Genomic DNA, 16,056 nt, shown 5'->3' with positions numbered 1-16,056 from the left:
GATCGAAATTCAACCCGAAGGGGCGGTGGCAGCCGCTGTTTCGGAAGGTTCGCCCCTCCGGGCGACGAAATGAGAGGCCACGATGGCGCAGCAGACATTCACCGGTCGCAAACGCGTTCGCAAGTTCTTTGGACACATCAAGGAAGTCGCGGAGATGCCGAACCTCATCGAGGTTCAGAAGGCGTCCTACGACCAGTTCCTGATGGTGGACGAGCCCACGGGTGGGCGAGCGGATGAGGGCCTGCAGGCGGTGTTCCGCTCGGTGTTCCCGATCTCCGACTTTTCGGGCACCTCGATGCTGGAATTCGTCCGCTACGAGTTCGAGCCGCCGAAATACGACGTCGACGAGTGCCGCCAGCGCGGCATGACCTTCGCTGCGCCGCTCAAGGTGACCTTGCGCCTCATCGTGTTCGATATCGACGAGGAGACCGGTGCGAAGTCGGTGAAGGACATCAAGGAGCAGGACGTGTACATGGGCGACATTCCGCTCATGACCATGAACGGCACCTTCATCGTGAACGGCACCGAGCGCGTCATCGTCTCGCAGATGCACCGTTCGCCGGGCGTGTTCTTCGACCACGACAAGGGCAAGACCCATTCGTCGGGCAAGCTGCTGTTCGCTGCCCGCGTCATTCCGTATCGCGGCTCCTGGCTCGATATCGAGTTCGACGCCAAGGACATCGTGTTCGCGCGCATCGACCGTCGCCGCAAGCTGCCGGTGACGTCGCTGATGTTCGCGCTCGGCCTCGACGGCGAGCAGATCCTGTCGACCTTCTACAAGAAGCTGATCTACAAGCGCATCAAGGAAGGCTGGCGCGTTCCGTTCGACGCCAACCGGTTCCGCGGCTATTCGACCGTGAACGACCTGATCGACGCCGACACCGGCAAGGTCGTGCTCGAGGCCGGCAAGAAGCTCACCGTGCGCGCCGCCCGCCAGCTCCAGGAGAAGGGGCTGAAGGCGCTGCGCATGTCGGACGAGGAGCTGCTCGGCAACTACATCGCCGAGGATCTCGTCAATCCGAAGACGGGTGAGATCTACGCCGAGGCCGGCGAGGAGATCACCGACAAGCTGTTCAAGGTGCTGAACGAGCAGGGCTACAAGGACCTGCCGCTGCTCGACATCGACCACGTCAATGTCGGCCCCTACATCCGCAACACGCTGTCGGCCGACAAGAACATGACGCGTGAGGATGCGCTGTTCGACATCTACCGCGTGATGCGTCCGGGCGAGCCGCCGACGCTCGATTCGGCGCAGGCGATGTTCCAGTCGCTGTTCTTCGATGCCGAGCGTTACGACCTCTCCGCGGTCGGTCGCGTCAAGATGAACATGCGCCTCGAGCTCGATGCGCCCGACACCCAGCGCACGCTGCGTAAGGAAGACATCCTGTCGGTCATCAAGACCCTGGTCGACCTGCGTGACGGCAAGGGCGAGATCGACGACATCGACCATCTCGGCAACCGCCGCGTCCGCTCGGTCGGCGAGCTGATGGAGAATCAGTACCGCATCGGCCTGTTGCGCATGGAGCGCGCCATCAAGGAGCGCATGTCGAGCGTCGACATCGACACCGTGATGCCGCAGGACCTGATCAACGCGAAGCCCGCCGCCGCTGCCGTGCGCGAATTCTTCGGCTCGTCGCAGCTGTCGCAGTTCATGGACCAGACCAACCCGCTGTCGGAGATCACCCACAAGCGCCGCCTGTCGGCGCTTGGACCGGGCGGTCTGACGCGCGAGCGCGCCGGCTTCGAGGTGCGCGACGTGCATCCGACGCATTACGGCCGCATCTGCCCGATCGAGACGCCGGAAGGTCCGAACATCGGCCTGATCAACTCGCTGGCGACCTTCGCCCGCGTCAACAAGTATGGCTTCGTCGAGACGCCGTACCGCAAGGTCAAGGACGGCCGGGTCACCGACGAGGTGGTGTATCTGTCGGCCATGGAGGAGGGGCGCTACCGCGTCGCGCAGGCCAACGTGCCGCTCGATGCCAAGGGCCGCTTCACCGAGGACCTCGTGGTCTGCCGTCACGCCGGCGAAGTCGTGCCGATGACGCCCGACAAGGTCGACTACATGGACGTGTCGCCGAAGCAGCTCGTTTCGGTGGCCGCGGCGCTGATCCCGTTCCTCGAGAACGACGACGCCAACCGCGCGCTGATGGGCTCGAACATGCAGCGCCAGGCGGTGCCGCTGGTTCGCGCCGAGGCGCCGTTCGTCGGTACCGGAATGGAAGGCGTCGTTGCCCGTGACTCGGGCGCCGCGATCGCGGCGCGCCGCTCCGGCGTGATCGACCAGATCGACGCCACCCGCGTCGTCATCCGCGCCACGGAGGATCTCGATCCGACCAAGTCGGGCGTCGATATCTACCGGCTGATGAAGTATCAGCGCTCGAACCAGTCGACCTGCATCAACCAGCGTCCGCTGGTGAAGGTCGGCGACATCGTCAAGAAGGGCGACATCATCGCTGACGGTCCGTCGACCGATCTCGGTGAGCTCGCGCTCGGCCGCAACGTGCTCGTCGCGTTCATGCCGTGGAACGGCTACAACTTCGAGGACTCCATCCTGCTCTCCGAGCGGATCGTGAAGGAGGACGTCTTCACCTCGATCCACATCGAGGAATTCGAGGTGATGGCCCGCGACACCAAGCTGGGTCCGGAGGAAATCACGCGCGACATTCCGAACGTGTCGGAAGAGGCGCTGAAGAACCTCGACGAAGCCGGCATCGTCTATATCGGCGCGGAGGTGCGCGCCGGCGACATCCTGGTCGGCAAGATCACGCCGAAGGGCGAAAGCCCGATGACGCCGGAAGAGAAGCTGCTGCGCGCCATCTTCGGCGAGAAGGCCTCTGACGTGCGCGACACCTCGCTGCGGGTGCCGCCGGGCGTGCAGGGCACGATCGTCGAAGTCCGCGTGTTCAACCGGCACGGCGTCGACAAGGACGAGCGTGCGCTGGCGATCGAGCGGGAAGAGATCGAGCGTCTGGCCAAGGACCGCGACGACGAGCAGGCGATCCTGGACCGCAACGTCTACAGCCGTCTCGCCGACATGCTGGATGGCCGTCAGGGCATCTCCGGTCCGAAGGGCTTCAAGAAGGACACCAAGATCACGCGCGCGGTGCTCGACGAGTATCCGAAGTCGCAGTGGTGGCTGTTTGCCTCGCCGAACGACAAGCTGATGGCCGAGATCGAGGCCATGCGGAAGCAGTACGACGAGTCGAAGAAGGGGCTGGAACAGCGCTTCCTCGACAAGGTCGAGAAGCTGCAGCGTGGCGACGAGCTGCCGCCAGGCGTGATGAAGATGGTCAAGGTCTTCGTTGCGGTGAAGCGCAAGATCCAGCCGGGCGACAAGATGGCCGGCCGTCACGGCAACAAGGGCGTCGTCTCCAAGATCGTGCCGATCGAGGACATGCCGTTCCTCGAGGACGGCACGCATGCGGACATCGTGCTGAACCCGCTGGGCGTGCCCTCGCGCATGAACGTCGGACAGATCCTCGAGACGCATCTTGGCTGGGCCTGCGCCGGCCTCGGCAAGCGCATCGCCCAGACGGTCGATGCCTACCTGTCGAAGCAGGACGTGAAGCCGCTGAAGGAGACCTTGAAGCGGATCTACGGCGATGACGAGACCATCAAGTCGCTCAACGACAACGAGTTGATCGAGCTTGGTCACAATCTGAGCCGTGGCGTGCCGATCGCCACACCGGTGTTCGACGGCGCCAAGGAGGCCGACATCGAGGAGATGTTGAAGCTCGCCGGCCTCGACGCATCCGGTCAGTCGACGGTCTATGATGGCCGCACCGGCGATGCGTTCGATCGCAAGGTGACGGTCGGCTACATCTATATGCTGAAGCTGCACCATCTGGTCGACGACAAGATCCATGCGCGTTCGATCGGCCCGTACTCGCTGGTCACCCAGCAGCCGCTGGGCGGCAAGGCCCAGTTCGGCGGCCAGCGTTTCGGCGAAATGGAGGTGTGGGCGCTCGAAGCCTACGGCGCGGCCTACACGCTGCAGGAGATGCTGACGGTGAAGTCGGACGACGTCGCCGGCCGCACCAAGGTCTACGAGGCGATCGTGCGCGGCGACGACACGTTCGAGGCCGGTATTCCGGAATCGTTCAACGTGTTGGTCAAGGAAATGCGCTCGCTCGGCCTCAACGTCGACCTGCACAACTCCAAGCTCGGACCGGCGCCGACGTCGGAAGCCGCCGAGTAGTTCAAGAGGTCAGGCCCGGCCGTCTCGGACGGCCGGGTGCCGGCGCCTTCCCCCGCGGGTCAGGACAAGGCGCCCGTTGAGAGATTTTCGAATTTGCGGCCGACCCCCGATCGGCCCGCGAGGAGAATACGATGAACCAAGAAATTATGAATCTCTTCAATCCGACGACGCCGGCTCAGGTCTTCGACCAGATCCGGATCTCGATTGCGTCTCCGGAGAAGATTCTGTCCTGGTCCTACGGCGAGATCAAGAAGCCGGAAACGATCAACTACCGCACCTTCAAGCCCGAGCGCGACGGCCTGTTCTGCGCCCGCATCTTCGGGCCGATCAAGGACTACGAGTGCCTGTGCGGCAAGTACAAGCGGATGAAGTACAAGGGCATCATCTGCGAGAAGTGCTCGGTCGAGGTGACCTTGTCGCGCGTCCGGCGCGAGCGCATGGGCCATATCGAGCTCGCCGCTCCCGTCGCGCACATCTGGTTCCTGAAGTCGCTGCCGTCGCGCATCGGCCTCCTGCTCGACATGACGCTGAAGGATCTCGAGCGGATCCTGTACTTCGAATACTACGTCGTTCTCGAGCCGGGTCTGACCGCGCTCAAGGACCGTCAGCTCTTGTCCGAGGACGAGTATCTCAAGGCGCAGGACGAATACGGCCAGGACAGCTTCACCGCCATGATCGGCGCGGAGGCCATCCGTGAGCTCTTGCGCGGCCTCGAGCTCGAGAAGCTCGAGCAGACGCTGCGTGCGGAGATGCAGGAGACCGACTCCGACATCAAGCACAAGAAGCTCGCCAAGCGCCTGAAGATCGTCGAGGCCTTCCGCCACTCCGGCAACAAGCCGGAATGGATGATCATGACCGTGGTGCCGGTGATCCCGCCGGACCTGCGGCCGCTGGTGCCGCTCGACGGCGGCCGCTTCGCGACCTCCGACCTCAACGACCTCTACCGCCGCGTCATCAACCGCAACAACCGTTTGAAGCGGCTGATGGAGCTGCGCGCGCCGGACATCATCATCCGCAACGAGAAGCGCATGCTTCAGGAGGCGGTGGATGCGCTGTTCGACAACGGCCGCCGCGGCCGCGTCATCACCGGCGCCAACAAGCGTCCGTTGAAGTCGCTCGCCGACATGCTCAAGGGCAAGCAGGGCCGCTTCCGTCAGAACCTGCTCGGCAAGCGCGTCGACTATTCCGGTCGCTCGGTCATCGTGGTCGGTCCGGAGCTGCGCCTGCACCAGTGCGGCCTGCCGAAGAAGATGGCGCTCGAGCTGTTCAAGCCGTTCATCTATTCGCGGCTCGATGCCAAGGGCCTGTCGACGACGGTCAAGCAGGCCAAGAAGCTGGTCGAGAAGGAGCGCCCCGAGGTCTGGGACATCCTGGACGAGGTCATCCGCGAGCATCCGGTGCTGTTGAACCGCGCGCCGACGCTGCATCGCCTCGGCATCCAGGCGTTCGAGCCGGTGCTGATCGAAGGCAAGGCGATCCAGCTGCATCCGCTGGTCTGCTCCGCGTTCAACGCCGACTTCGACGGCGACCAGATGGCCGTCCACGTTCCGCTGTCGCTCGAAGCGCAGCTGGAAGCGCGCGTCCTGATGATGTCGACCAACAACATCCTGCATCCGGCCAATGGTCAGCCGATCATCGTGCCGTCGCAGGACATCGTGCTCGGTCTCTACTACGTCTCGATCATGCGCGAAGGCATGCCCGGCCAGGGCATGGCGTTCGGCAACATGGCCGAGCTCGAGCATGCGCTGCACGCCAAGGCCATCCATCTCCACAGCAAGATCAAGTATCGCTGGGAGGGCATGGACGAGACCGGCAAGGTCGCCAAGCGCTGGATCGAAACCACCGCGGGCCGCGTCATGCTCGGCAATCTCCTGCCGAAGCATCCGCGCGTCACGTTCGAGGTCATCAACAAGCTGATGACCAAGCGCGAAATCTCGGGCGTGATCGATCAGGTCTATCGTCACTGCGGCCAGAAGGAGACGGTGATCTTCTGCGATCGCATCATGGCGCTCGGCTTCTACAACGCCTTCAAGGCGGGCATCTCGTTCGGCAAGGACGACATGGTCGTGCCGGCGGGCAAGTGGAAGATCGTCGACACCACCCGTACGCTGGCGAAGGATTTCGAGCAGCAGTACAATGACGGTCTGATCACCCATGGCGAGAAGTACAACAAGGTCGTCGACGCCTGGTCGAAGGCCAGCGAAGAGATCGCCAAGGAGATGATGAAGGAAATCTCCGTCACCAAGAAGACGGCGACGGGGGCGGATGCCGACATCAACTCGATCTACATGATGTCTCATTCCGGTGCCCGCGGTTCGCCGGCCCAGATGCGTCAGCTCGCCGGCATGCGCGGCCTGATGGCCAAGCCGTCGGGTGAGATCATCGAGACGCCGATCATCTCGAACTTCAAGGAAGGTCTGTCGGTTCTCGAGTACTTCAACTCGACCCACGGCGCCCGCAAGGGCCTCGCGGACACCGCGTTGAAGACCGCGAACTCGGGCTACCTGACCCGTCGTCTGGTCGACGTCGCGCAGGACTGCATCATCACGCAGGACGATTGCGGCACCCATCTCGGCATCAAGATGCGCGCCATCGTCGATGCCGGCACGGTCGTGGCTTCGCTCGGCTCGCGCATCCTGGGCCGCGTGCCCTGCGATGACGTGCGTGATCCCGCGACCAACGCCGTGCTGGTCAAGGCCGGCACGCTGATGGAGGAGAGCCACATCGACGCCATCCAGCAGGCTGGCGTGCAGGAGGTGAAGATCCGCTCGGCGCTGACCTGCGAGCTCGTCAACGGCATCTGCAAGATGTGCTACGGCCGCGATCTGGCGCGCGGCACGCCGGTCAATCATGGCGAGGCTGTCGGCGTCATCGCCGCGCAGTCGATCGGTGAGCCCGGCACCCAGCTGACGATGCGCACCTTCCACATCGGTGGCGCGGCGCAGCTGAACGAGCAGTCCTTCGTGGAATCGAACTTCGAAGGCAAGGTGGTCATCAGGAACAAGTCGATCGCTCGCAACAGCGAGGGTCACCTGATCGCGATGGTCCGCAACATGGTCGTGACGATCGTCGACCCCGACGGCACCGAGCGTGCGACGCACCGTATCCAGTACGGCTCGCGCATGCACGTCGACGACGGCGACATGATCAAGCGCGGCCAGCGCATCGCCGAGTGGGATCCTTATACCCGCCCGATCCTCACGGAAGCGGAGGGCACGATCGGGTTCGAGGATCTGACCGAAGGTCTGTCGATCTCGGAAACGCTCGACGAATCCACCGGTATTGCCAAGCGCGTGGTCATCGACTGGCGTGGAACGCGCGGTGGCGCGGATCTGCGTCCGGCGATCGTGATCAAGGGCAAGGACGGCAAGGTGCTCAAGCTCGCCCGCGGCGGCGATGCCCGCTACATGCTGTCGGTCGACGCGATTCTTTCTGTCGACGTCGGTGCGACGGTGAAGCCAGGCGACATCCTGGCGCGTATCTCGACCGAAAGCGCCAAGACGCGCGACATCACCGGCGGTCTGCCGCGGGTGGCGGAGCTGTTCGAAGCGCGCAAGCCGAAGGATGCCGCGATCATCGCTGAGATCGCCGGCACCATCCGGTTCGGTCGCGACTACAAGAACAAGCGTCGCATCTCGATCGAGCCGGTCGACAAGACCGAGGAGCCGCGCGAGTACCTGATCCCGAAGGGCAAGCACATCCATCTGCAGGATGGCGACATCGTCGAGAAGGGCGACTTCATCGTCGAAGGCAACCCCGCGCCGCACGACATCCTGGCGATCAAGGGCATCGAGGAGCTCGCGGCCTATCTGGTCAACGAGATCCAGGAGGTCTACCGGCTGCAGGGCGTGCTCATCAACGACAAGCACATCGAGGTGATTGTCCGTCAGATGCTGCAGAAGGTGGAGATCGCCGACCAGGGCGACACCGACATGATCTCGGGCGAACAGGTCGACAAGATCGAGTTCGACCTGCTCAACGCGAAAGCCGTGGAGGAGGCGAAGAAGCCGGCCACAGGCACTCCGGTTCTGCTCGGCATCACCAAGGCGAGCCTGCAGACCCGGTCGTTCTTCTCGGCGGCCTCGTTCCAGGAGACCACCCGCGTCCTCACCGAGGCGGCGGTCAACGGCAAGATCGATCCGCTCGAGGGTCTCAAGGAGAACGTCATCGTCGGCCGTCTGATCCCGGCTGGCACCGGCGCCTCGATGGCCCGCATCCGCGAAGTCGCCTTGAAGCGCGACAAGCTGATTCTCGACGAGCGCGAGAAGCAGGCGGCGATCGTGCCGGCGCAGCCCGAGCCTCAGCCGCTCGCTCTGCCGCCGGCAGAGTAAACGGACGATTGCGGCAGACCCTGACGGTGTTGGGGTCTGCCGTGCGTTCATCACGCGTAGAAAAGGCCGGCGGTTGCCGGCCTTTTTTTGACATTTTCTTCTCCTGTTGCCGCGCTGCTGCCCCGTTGTTCATCTTCCCTTCAGGGACAGAGGTGCTCTTGGAAGCATCAGATCCGCTGAGCTGATTTCCGTCGACTCCCGTGGCGATGCGCCGATTTGCTCCGGCGCAAATCTTTTGCGGGCCGGGTACGCTATGGCCGATCGAGCCCCGAGGGTGGCAGGACCCCTGATATGGACGACCGGCAACGTCGCTGACAGCCGGAGATGGCGGAACTTAGATGCTTGACCTTGCGATTGTTGGTGGCGGTCCGGGTGGACTGATGAGCGCCTGGTACCTGAGGCGCAAACTCGGCGATCTCTGCAAGGTGACGATCTTCGAGGCATCCGACCGGCTCGGCGGCAAGATCGTGACGCGCAAGTTCGATACCGCACCGGCGATGTATGAGGCTGGTGTCGCAGAAATCTACGACTACTCGATGACCGGCCCTGATCCGCTGCGCGAGCTGATCCAGCATTTCGGTCTGCAGACGATTCCGATGGATGCGCTGCAGGTCCAGCTCGACGGCGAGCTGCTCGACGACGTGCCCGGGCTGCGCCGCAAGTACGGCCCGAAGACGGCCGCTGCCGTCGAGGCGTTCCGCAAGCGTTGTACGGAGGTAATGTCGCCGGTCGAATATTACGAAGGCGTCGGCGCCCACGATAACGAGCACCCCTGGGCCTACAAGACCTGCGAAGAGCTGCTCGACGAGGAGGTCGAGGATCCCACGGCCAAGCGCTTCTTCAAGGTGATGTCGCGCTCCGACCTCGCGACCGAGGCCCACAACACCAACGGCCTCAATGCGCTCAAGAACTTCGTGATGGATATCGACGACTATATCGGCCTGTACTCGATCCAGAACGGCAATGAGCAGCTGATCGAGTGCCTTCGCTCGGAGGTGGATGCCGATATCAAACTCAATCATCGCGTGCTCCGCATCGGCAAGACCGAGCAGGGCCGCTACCGGCTCAACATGATGAACGGCAAGGGGCCGGAGACGCGCGAGTTCGATCTCGTGTTGGTGTGTCTGCCGCATTCCTGGCTGTCGACGGTCGGCTGGGACGGCGAGAAGCTGCGCCAGTCCATGGTCAAGCACATCGCCTATTTCGATCGTCCCGCGCATTATCTGCGCGTCTCGATCCTGTTCGACGAGCCGTTCTGGGGCGAGAAGATCCCTGGCTCCTGGTTCATGTCGGAGGCGTTCGGCGGCTGCTGCATCTACAACGAGGGCTCGCGCCACGACGTCGGCAAGCACGGCGTGCTGAACTGGCTGATCGCGGGCTCGGATGCGCTCGCCTTCGCCAATCTGTCGGACCAGGAGCTGATCGATGCCGCGCTGAAGTCGCTCCCGGCGGCGCTCGGCGACGCGCGCGCGCACTTCATGGAAGGCAAGATCCATCGCTGGCTGTCATCGGTCAACGCGCTGCCCGGCGGTCTGCCGGTGCGCGACGTCATGACCAATCACCGGCCTGAGCCGAAGGAGCACCCCGGTATCGTCGTGGTCGGAGACTACCTGTTCGACTCGACCTTGAACGGGCTGCTCGATTCCTCAGATGCGGCCACCGACATCATCCTGACCGAGATGATGCGGCTGCGCCGCGCCCGCTCGCAGGCCGAGATGCCGCTGTCGGACAAGATCGACCGCGACTATTTCGACAATTATCGCGGGCAGGGGCCGTACAGCGAAGCGTGGTCGCAGTTCACCGATCCGGACTATCTGACCAGCCTGATCAAGATCGTCTGGAACCGGGCCGGCAAGGGCAAGGGCTACAAGCTCCTGGTCGCCGGCTCCGCGAGCGGCGAGCTGGTGGGAGCGCTCCGCGAGCGCGGCATCGATGCCTGGGGCATGGAGAACAACCGCTACATCCATGGCAAGACGCCGAAGGCGCTGAAGAAGTACAACAAGCTCGGCTCGATCACCGACATGCCGTTCAAGACCGGTGAGTTCGATTTCGTGTTCGAGACCAGCCTCTGCCACCTCGGTGACAAGCAGGTTGCGCGCGCGATCCGCGAGCTCAACCGCGTCGTCAAGACCGGCCTCGTGTTCGGCTCGATCACCTCGGACATGGCCCCGGCGCTGGTCGACCGCTACGACCTGCTGCGTGGGGTCAAGAAGCTCGGCACCTGGTGGGAGTGGTCGGAGCTGTTCTTCGGCAACGGGTTTGATCTGGCCATGCACCGCCGCGATTGCACCGACGAGGTGTGGGCTGCGACGCTCGCGGCCAACAAGGGGCCCGGTCAGTGGTACGCCGACGCCGACAGCCTGCGCTATTCGTTCTTCGACAAGGTCGAGGACGAAGATTGAGGACGCTGGCCGCGGCGCTGTGCAGATGTTAAAGGCCTGACGCGCAAGGCTGGCGCTCTCGTCGGCCGCGCTGCTTCGGTTGGTTGCATGGCGCCCAAGAAACCAGAGTCAGAGTCGAGACCGGCTTCCAAATCAGGCTCGAAACGAGGTTCGAAATCCAATTCGACCTCGGCGCCGCCCGGTCAGGCCGCGGACGATCGGATTGCCGGCGAGCGAATTGCGGCTGCCGCGGGCGCCGCAGCCGAGATCGCGAAGCGGCTTTCTGGAACCGCCGCGCCCCAAGCGCCGCAGGCACCCCAAGCGCCGGAAACACCGCTCGCCGCCAACGCGCCACTGGCAGCCGAAGCGCAGCACACATCTGAAGCGCCGCAGCCCTCCGAGCCGTCGCAGCCCTCCGAGCCGTCGCAGCCCTCCGAGCCGTCGCAGGCCGCCAAACCGCCGCAGGCATCCAAGCCGCCGCAGGCCACCAAGCCACCACAGGCAAGCAAGCCTGCGCCGCCGCCCTCCGACGAGGACGACGATGAGGACGGCGAGGACGAGGGCGACGATCTCGACGACGATGATGACGACGACGAGGATCTCGTCGTCTACACGGCCCGCGAGGCCGCCGGTGCGCTTGCGACCATCTACGGCTTCGTCTCGCCGCTGCTCGCCAGATACAAGAAGATGCTGGCTTTCGTGTCGATCGGCGTCCTGATCGAGACGCTGTTCAACGTCATCATGCCGCTCAGCCTCAAGTTCCTGATCGACGATGCGCTCGGCGAGGAGGATTTCGAGGCGCTCTATCGCATCCTCGGCGTGCTGGCCGTTGCGGGCATCTTCACCTCGATCGTTGCCGTGCTCTACGAGCGCTGGGATGCGCGTCTGGCGGCTTGCGTCATCTCGGATGTCCGCACCCGTCTGTTCGATCACGTGCAGAACCTGCCGGCCGCCTATTTCCAGCGCACCAAGCGCGGCGAGATCCTGTCGCGCTTCTCGGTCGACATGTCGGCGTTCGAGAACGTCGTGAAGAGTTTCGCCAACAGCGCTGTGCTGCCGTTCCTCGAGCTGATTGCGGGCATCATTCTGATGCTGTTCCTGAACTGGCAGCTCGCTGCGATCGCGCTGCTGGTGTTTCCGATCACCCTGATCGGCCCGCGCATCCTGACGCCGAAGGCGGTCCAGGCCAATTACGAGCAGAAGCTGAACGAGGCGTCGCTGCTCGGCGTGATCCAGGAGAACATCGCGGCGCAAGCCGTCATCAAGGCCTTCAGCCTGCACCGCAAGGTATTCGGCTGGTTCAGCTTCCGCAACGACGCGGCGCGGCGCAAGATGGCCGATGCGATGTTCCTGTCGACCATGGTCGAGCGCACGGTCACGATCTCCGTGCTGCTGCTGCATCTCGTCGTGCTCGCCCTCGGCGCCTATCTCGCGACCAAGGGCCAGATCACGATCGGCACCTTCGTCACCTTCGAGAGCGCGTTCTGGGAGGTGTCCTACAACATCGCCCATGTCATGCACTTCGTGCCGGTGTCGATTTCCTCGGCGGCCGCAATCCGGCACATGCAGGAGCTGCTGGACGAGCCGACCCGCGGCGCCGACCGGCCGGGCGCGCCGGATCTGCCCCGCATCAGCCACGACATCACCTTCGAGCGCGTGACCTTCCAGTACGAGGGCAGCCAGACGCCGGTGCTCGACAATCTCAGCCTCAAGCTCGACGTCGGCAAGCGGATCGCGATCGTCGGTCCGTCGGGCTCGGGCAAGAGCACGCTGCTCAACCTGATCCTGCGACTCTACGTGCCCAACGAAGGCCGCGTCACCATCGACGGCGTCGACATCCGCAGGGTCACGCGCGATTCGCTGCGCGGCAGCATGGCCGTGGTGTTCCAGGAGAACATGCTGTTCAACATGTCGCTGCGGGAGAACATCCGGCTCGGCAAGGAGGGCGCCACCGACGCCGAGGTGGAGGAGGCGGCCAAGAAGGCCGAGATCCACCGCTACATCATGAGCCTGCCGCAGAAATACGACACGCTCGTCGGCGAGCGCGGCGACACGCTGTCCGGCGGCCAGCGCCAGCGCATCGCAATCGCCCGCGCCATCATCCGCAATCCCTCCGTGCTGCTGCTCGACGAGGCGACCTCGGCGCTCGACCAGACCACGGAAGCCGCAATCAACCGCACCCTGCTCAAGGTCGCCAAGGGCCGCACCATGATCTGGTCGACCCACCGCCTGACCTCGGTGGTCGAGATGGACGAGATCATCGTCATCTCCGGCGGCCGGGCGATCGAGCGCGGTAGCCACGCCGAGCTCTTGGCCAAGAACGGTGTCTATCGCAAGTTGTGGGACGACCAGGGCCACCAGCCGAGTCGGGCCGATCAGGCCGACGACGACAGCGATGAAGACGATGATGATGATGATGACGATGACGATGATGACGACGAATAAGCGTTGAGCGGCGCAATGGTCTTCGTCAGCCGCTGCCGCGTGCCGCGGCCGAGCGAGACTGCAAAGCGTGCCCAGCGCTGCGCTTGCCAATAGGGTCTGGTCCCGATCGAGACGGATCTGAAATTCCAGGCCTTCTCGAGCGACCACGCATCGCAGGCCATCTTGACCGGGTCCGCATAGAAGGCCGCGATCTTGGCCTCGCCCATGCCGTCAGTCGCCAGCCAGCGCGGAATGTGGACGTTGCAGAGGCGCTCGACATCGGTGAACACCTTGTCGGAGCCGGTGCCGGTGACGGGGCAGGTGGTGCAGAAGGCGTCGCCGACGAGCACCACGCCGGGCATGCGATATCCGCTGTTGGTGATCAGATCGGCCGGCCGGACCTTCACCTCGCCGCTCACGGCGTACTCGCCAGTGATCCGCCGCAGGCCGGGCAGGGCGGTCGTCAGCGTTTCGACCGGGGCGCGCCGGATCGCCCGCAGCCAGGGATCATCCACCTCGCGATAGGCGAACAGGTTCGCCCGCATGCGCTCGCCGATCGGGAACAGGGTGATGTAGGGCACCCGCGCACTGGCCCGCTCCTGGAAGTAGGTCATGGCCGGGAACGGGAAGGCGGCGCGGCCGACCGGTGTCAGGTCGAAGCCGATCGAGACGGAATGGGCGGGGCTGGCGATCTTGCGGGTGATTCCCAGCATGTGCCGCAGCCCAACGTTCAGCCCGTTGGCGAGCACGACGAGGCGGGCCGAGATCGTGTGCCCGTTGGACAGCACGACCGACTGGCGATCCTCGCCTAGTGTGATCGCCACGGCCTTGGCGACGATTCGCGTCACAGGGCCACAGATCTCGTCACGCACGGCCGTCACCAGCGTATCGTACGGGATGCCATATTGCTGGACTGGCGCCCGTTCGAGCACGTAGCCGAATCGGGCGATCCAGTTCTCCGGGGCCAGGGTGGCTTGGGTTAACACCTTGTCGGCGATTCCGGTGCGACGGAACCGGTCGATCTGCCCGGCACCGGAGATCTTCTCGATTCGAAAGTCGGCCGGGTAGATCGCATGGGGATCGACCAGAATCGCCGGGATGCCCGCACGCCCGAGCATGGCGGCCGTGATCGCGCCGGCCAAGCCGCCGCCAATGATCGCAATATCGGTATATTCTGTCACCGGACGCCTCGTCGTGGCGCCATCCTTGTCGGCCAAAGCCGAAAAAAGCCTTATCTTCAATGTCTCTGAATATGTCCCGGGTTGGAGAGGTGACTGCGCAGGCGCGGGCAGGGCTCTGCGGTCTACAGATACCTTAGGACGCGGGGGCACCGTCGGAGCGGAAACTGCAGCGGCCAGAAGCGCTTCTTTGAGCGTCCTGCGGCGTCGTTTTGCTTGACTTGGATATTTACCGCTTATAAAAGGCCGGCACTCAACGACAGGCGGTGAGCTTCGCCAGCGTCGGTACGGATCACCCAGACCACCCAGAACAGGGTGGGACGGGCACCACCCTCGACGAATGCCGCTCAAACGCTGTCGATCATAGCTAGGCAATGCCAAAACGATATTAGATCTCTCGAGCTCGTTCTCCTGAGACCAATTTCGGATGCATGACCTCGGTAGGCCGCCCGCCAGCGCAAGCTGACTGGTGGTGATCGCGGTCCTCTGTGGCGTCAAGCGCTTTCCGTTCAGCGATGAACGGTTGGCGCGATTTCGTTTTGCGTGGGTTTTGATCGCGCGAACGGCCCGGTGAGGCGGGGAACCTCGAACAGAATTTGCGGAAGCCGGTCGCGGTCTCCGTGCGAACGTTGAGAAGGGTGAAGGCCAAGATGCCGACGATCAACCAGCTGATCGCAAATCCGCGCGAAGTGCAGAAGTCGCGCAAGAAGGTGCCGGCGCTGCAGCAGTCGCCGCAGAAGCGTGGCGTTTGCACGCGCGTCTACACCACGACCCCGAAGAAGCCGAACTCGGCGCTTCGTAAGGTCGCCAAGGTGCGCCTGACCAACGGCTTCGAGGTGATCGGCTACATCCCGGGTGAAGGCCATAACCTGCAGGAGCACTCGGTGGTCATGATCCGCGGCGGCCGCGTCAAGGACTTGCCGGGCGTGCGCTACCACATCCTCCGCGGCGTGCTGGATACCCAGGGCGTCAAGAACCGTAAGCAGCGCCGTTCGAAGTATGGCGCGAAGCGTCCGAAGTAAGACGTTCGAGAGAAGCGGGAACAAGATCACATGTCGCGTCGCCATTCAGCCGAAAAGCGTGAAGTGCTTCCGGATCCGAAGTTCGGGAACATCATTGTCACCAAGTTCATGAACTCGGTGATGTACGCCGGCAAGAAGTCGGTCGCCGAAGGTATCGTCTACGGCGCGTTCGGCATCATCGAGGCCAAGACCAAGCAGAGCCCGCTGACGGTGTTCGAGCAGGCCCTCGAAAACGTCATGCCGACCATCGAGGTCCGCTCCCGCCGCGTCGGCGGCGCGACCTACCAGGTGCCGGTCGAAGTTCGTTCGACCCGCCGGCAGGCGCTCGGCATCCGCTGGCTGATCTCGGCCGCGCGCGACCGCAACGAGAAGACGATGACCGAGCGGCTTTCGGCGGAGCTGCTCGATGCCTCCAATAACCGGGGCAACGCCGTGAAGAAGCGTGAAGACGTGCACCGGATGGCTGAAGCCAACCGCGCCTTCTCGCACTATCGCTGGTAACGGCGAAACCGACGGAAA

7 protein-coding genes are annotated in these 16,056 nt (G+C 63.9%); 6 read left to right on the top strand and 1 reads right to left on the bottom strand.

Annotated elements, in window-relative coordinates; all coding sequences use genetic code 11:
* Positions 1 to 82 precede the first annotated feature (82 nt).
* The 4 genes from rpoB to QX039_RS15665 all read left to right on the top strand — a co-directional run bounded on the left by rpoB (position 83) and on the right by QX039_RS15665 (position 13,358).
* On the top strand, positions 83 to 4,201 hold the full coding sequence (rpoB, locus tag QX039_RS15680) for a DNA-directed RNA polymerase subunit beta (protein ID WP_315737592.1): 4,119 nt from the start codon (positions 83 to 85) through the stop codon (positions 4,199 to 4,201).
* Positions 4,202 to 4,332: 131 nt separating this feature from the next.
* The gene (gene rpoC / locus QX039_RS15675) at positions 4,333 to 8,532 is read left to right on the top strand and encodes a DNA-directed RNA polymerase subunit beta' (RefSeq protein ID WP_315737593.1); all 4,200 of its coding nucleotides are present in this window, start codon (positions 4,333 to 4,335) and stop codon (positions 8,530 to 8,532) included.
* A gap of 338 nt (positions 8,533 to 8,870) precedes the next feature.
* Positions 8,871 to 10,934, top strand: a complete 2,064-nt coding sequence (locus tag QX039_RS15670; RefSeq protein ID WP_315771155.1) for an FAD-dependent oxidoreductase — start codon at positions 8,871 to 8,873, stop codon at positions 10,932 to 10,934.
* An 87-nt stretch (positions 10,935 to 11,021) separates the two neighbouring features.
* A complete protein-coding gene (locus QX039_RS15665) occupies positions 11,022 to 13,358 on the top strand; it encodes an ABC transporter transmembrane domain-containing protein (protein ID WP_315771156.1) in 2,337 nt (778 codons plus the stop codon).
* Here QX039_RS15665 and QX039_RS15660 read toward each other — a convergent pair.
* Positions 13,289 to 14,518, bottom strand: a complete 1,230-nt coding sequence (locus QX039_RS15660; protein ID WP_315771158.1) for an NAD(P)/FAD-dependent oxidoreductase — start codon at positions 14,516 to 14,518, stop codon at positions 13,289 to 13,291. The genes QX039_RS15665 and QX039_RS15660 overlap by 70 nt on opposite strands.
* A 647-nt stretch (positions 14,519 to 15,165) precedes the next feature.
* Here QX039_RS15660 and rpsL point away from each other — a divergent pair.
* Both rpsL and rpsG read left to right on the top strand, forming a co-directional pair.
* The gene (rpsL, locus tag QX039_RS15655; RefSeq protein WP_006611834.1) at positions 15,166 to 15,537 is read left to right on the top strand and encodes a 30S ribosomal protein S12; all 372 of its coding nucleotides are present in this window, start codon (positions 15,166 to 15,168) and stop codon (positions 15,535 to 15,537) included.
* A 30-nt stretch (positions 15,538 to 15,567) separates the two neighbouring features.
* Positions 15,568 to 16,038 (top strand): 30S ribosomal protein S7, encoded by a 471-nt coding sequence (rpsG, locus tag QX039_RS15650; RefSeq protein ID WP_006611835.1) that lies wholly within the window; start codon positions 15,568 to 15,570, stop codon positions 16,036 to 16,038.
* Positions 16,039 to 16,056 lie beyond the last annotated feature (18 nt).

This window comes from Bradyrhizobium sp. SZCCHNR1043 (genome assembly GCF_032489675.1).
In the GTDB taxonomy this organism is placed as follows: domain Bacteria; phylum Pseudomonadota; class Alphaproteobacteria; order Rhizobiales; family Xanthobacteraceae; genus Bradyrhizobium.
Note: the sequence above shows the minus strand (reverse complement) of the source record. Positions and strands in the feature narration are given on the sequence as shown.

Bases quoted from the DNA above. Each gene is read 5' to 3' on its own strand.
- rpsG (WP_006611835.1), top strand. From the start codon at position 15,568: ATGTCGCGTCGCCATTCAGCCGAAAAGCGTGAAGTGCTTCCGGATCCG.
- rpsL (WP_006611834.1), top strand. From the start codon at position 15,166: ATGCCGACGATCAACCAGCTGATCGCAAATCCGCGCGAAGTGCAGAAG.
- rpoB (WP_315737592.1), top strand. From the start codon at position 83: ATGGCGCAGCAGACATTCACCGGTCGCAAACGCGTTCGCAAGTTCTTT.
- QX039_RS15665 (WP_315771156.1), top strand. From the start codon at position 11,022: ATGGCGCCCAAGAAACCAGAGTCAGAGTCGAGACCGGCTTCCAAATCA.
- QX039_RS15670 (WP_315771155.1), top strand. From the start codon at position 8,871: ATGCTTGACCTTGCGATTGTTGGTGGCGGTCCGGGTGGACTGATGAGC.
- rpoC (WP_315737593.1), top strand. From the start codon at position 4,333: ATGAACCAAGAAATTATGAATCTCTTCAATCCGACGACGCCGGCTCAG.